2 protein-coding genes are annotated in these 2,501 nt (G+C 67.1%); both read right to left on the bottom strand.

The window, feature by feature from the left end; translation table 11 throughout:
- Window positions 1-512: 512 nt before the first annotated feature.
- Window positions 513-632 carry a pentapeptide repeat-containing protein gene (locus QSK22_RS33140; protein ID WP_285498450.1) on the bottom strand — a complete coding sequence of 40 codons (120 nt, stop codon included), beginning with the start codon at window positions 630-632 and terminating at the stop codon, window positions 513-515.
- 251 nt (window positions 633-883) lie between these two features.
- Window positions 884-2,501, bottom strand: a 1,618-nt coding sequence (locus QSK22_RS33135) for an NsdA family TPR-like regulatory protein (RefSeq protein ID WP_285498449.1), incomplete at its 5' end; no start/stop codon positions are given.

Below are 2,501 nucleotides of genomic sequence, written 5' to 3'. Positions count from 1 at the left end.
GTGGCGTCGATGACGGCGCCACCGGCCCCTTGTCGTGTGCACCGGCCACCAGGGGCAGCCGCCTTCACAGCGTCCCCGCCGCGGCGGTACTCGCTGAAGTCATGGGCGGATGCCGGCCTCGGCGCGCGTCACGGCGCGCCGCCGTGACCGAACCGCCCAACGCCGACCCCCGTGTGCCGTCTGCTTGCGGTGACACCCGGCACCGACACGGTGGCCAGTGACGTTCCACCCGGGCGGATGGACCGCCCTGTTTCCGCCGGGCGGGGCTGATGTCGTGACGGCAGAGCAAAAGCCCTACGGGTCCGGGTCGCCCGGCCTTCATGCCTTGGGAGGCCGATGATGTCGGCTTCCATGTGACCGAGGCGGGCCGGCAAGCGTTGCTGCGCGACGGTGGGATGGTGCATATCCGGCCGCTGGTGCGGTCGGATCGCCGGGTGCTGCACCGCTTGGTGGACCGGATGTCGGAGCAGTCGGCGTACCTGCGGTTCTTCACCGGGGGTGTCCGCACCCCCTCAGAACCTGGTCGACGCATCACTTCGCGCTGCCTGGCGCACCTCGTCTGCCGTCATGCCCCGGATGCCGCGCAGGTTCGCGCCGCGCAGGTTCGCGCCGCGCAGGTTCGCGCCGCGCAGGTTCGCGTAGCTCAGGCCCGCGTCGCGCAGGTCCGCGTGGCGGCGTGTTGATGCCGATCGCTTGTCGGCTAGGACGATGTCGTCTGCGCGTGCCTCGGAAGGATCGGGGAGGACGGCGCCACGAACCAGACGGTTTTGACGCCGAATGCGCGGGCGAGCTGATGGTAGGTCTCCATGACGCGAGATGCTGCTGGGCTTGCTCGACCAGCGCTGATGGTGCGTCGCGAGTGAGCGAGTGTTCGCCCTGTTCCTCAGTGCTGTTGCGCCTGTGTCCGCCTGCGTGCGATGGTCCGACCTCGTTCGTAGAGGTTTCTGGCGTGAGTGTTCTTCTGGTAGTGGCTGAGTGCGGTCATCATGGCGCGGAACCGGTCGTCGCAGCGTCCTGACTGCACGTCTTCGTATTCGTCGAGCATGCGATGCCAGTCACCGCAGGCTTCTTCGAGGCGTCCCAGTTGGAGTTTGCGTTCGGCGATGGTGCCGAGGTGCCGGACTCGTACTCGCCGGTAGACGCTGTGCCGTTGGCGGTCGGCTCGTTCCAGTGCCTCGATGGACTCTTTGCGGTCGCCGAGTTCGTAGCGGACCTGGGCGATGTGGTAGTTCAGGGCTGCGGAGTCGTAGGAGCCGAAGGTCTTGGCCTGGGATTCCGCGCGTTCCATTGCGGCTTCGGCTTCACGGAGTTTTCTGAGAGCGGTGTCGCGGTCGCCCCATTGGGCGGCTGCGTGGGCTTGCTGGCCGGTGAGGAAGGCCAGCATCCGTGGTCCGGCCTTGGGTGAGGCTTCTGCGGCGGCGTCGGCGAGGTGGAGGGCGTCCTTGCTGTGTCCGAGGTCGACGGCCTGGACGCTCATGCCGCGCAGGGTGGTGCAGTAGGTGAGGTGGTCGTCGGCGTACCCGGCTAGTTCCAGGGCTTTGAGGAAGTAGCGCTGGGCCAAACCGTCGGCGCGTTCGTCCATCGCCATGTAGCCGGTCAGGTAGCAGTGGTCGGCGGCGGCCGACAGCATCTGCCGCCGTACCTTGTCGCTTGCTGTGGCGTGGAGATACGGAGTGATGGTGTTGACCAGGAACGCCGCTGCCATCGGCCGCACGGTTCGACCGCCGAACTGGTCGTCCAGCGCCGACAGGTGTTCTGTCATGGTGCGGACGGCCTGGACTTCGCGCGGGCCGATACGGGTGTAGGGGTTCTTGCGGAGCTGCTGAAAGCGCCCGCTGATCTCGCTCCAGTTCGGGATCGCCAAGGCGGCCGAGTACATGCCGATCGCGCCCAGTAGCGTCCGCCGTGAGGGATCCATGTCTGCGCTCCCCAGTTCGAGCAGTTCCGCGAAGATGTCCAGGTTTTCAGTGTGCGCGGTGCTGCCGGTGGGGAAGCCGGCGGCCGCCAAGGTGATGGGGCGGCCCAGGCGGCGTGTCAGAGCTTCGCAGACTAGGGGGCGCACGCGTGGACGCGGCAGTGTGCCGCTGAGCCAATGGCATACGGCGCTGTCGTCGTAGGACAGACGCATCCCGGCTTCGTCTCCGATGCGGTTGACGGCTCGGGCGAGCTGACCGTTGTTCCAACGTGCTTCGTTGACCAGGGCCGCAAGCGCGGTGTTGGGGATGCGTGACGTCGCCGTCATGGCAGCGGCCTTTCGAGCTTTCAAGGCTTTCAACCTCTCGGGCGGCGTAGGCCCTTCATCGGCCTGATGTACCCGCGTTGACTCGAAGAGCAGCCGCACCGGGCCGTGACAGAGGGGCCCGGTTGTGGCCACCCGGGTCACGTCCAGCGGAGTGGTGTATGAGTCGGCCTCCGCGTGATCCTGTTGCTGCAGGTTAAGCGGTGAGTTCTCGGTTGTCGTCCTCGGGGTCTTGTGCGGTGCCGTCGATGACGCGCAGTCT

The sequence above is a fragment of the Actinomadura sp. NBRC 104425 genome, assembly GCF_030269545.1.
In the GTDB taxonomy this organism is placed as follows: Bacteria; Actinomycetota; Actinomycetes; order Streptosporangiales; family Streptosporangiaceae; genus Spirillospora; species Spirillospora keratinilytica.
This window is presented reverse-complemented; position numbering and strand designations above follow the sequence as displayed.